Raw genomic sequence first — 258 nt, 5'->3', positions numbered from 1 at the left:
TTATTGTAGGTTATATGCACTTAGAAATGCTAAAACGAAAAACAAAACACCGGTTACGATCGTTCCTCTGTGAAGAAAAAGATCAGCCCCTCTAGCCTTCTGTTTGCCACATAACTGCTCGGCCCCACCAGAAATCGCACCAGACAGTCCTTCACTTTTACCTGACTGAAATAATACAAAAATAATCATAACGATTGCATCAATAACTAACAATACATGTACTAAAGCTTCCATCTATGCAAGACACCCCCAGATACT

General features: G+C 39.5%; 1 protein-coding gene. It reads right to left on the bottom strand.

Translation table 11 applies throughout. The features are described from left to right. A complete protein-coding gene (gene secG, locus RG959_RS24485; RefSeq protein WP_342799334.1) occupies positions 1-234 on the bottom strand; it encodes a preprotein translocase subunit SecG in 234 nt (77 codons plus the stop codon). Positions 235-258: the final 24 nt, after the last annotated feature.

Origin of the sequence: Domibacillus sp. 8LH (assembly GCF_038806185.1) — a bacterium.
In the GTDB taxonomy this organism is placed as follows: Bacteria; Bacillota; Bacilli; order Bacillales; family Domibacillaceae; genus Domibacillus; species Domibacillus indicus_A.
Note: the sequence above shows the minus strand (reverse complement) of the source record. Positions and strands in the feature narration are given on the sequence as shown.

Bases quoted from the DNA above. Each gene is read 5' to 3' on its own strand.
- secG (WP_342799334.1), bottom strand. From the start codon at position 234: ATGGAAGCTTTAGTACATGTATTGTTAGTTATTGATGCAATCGTTATG.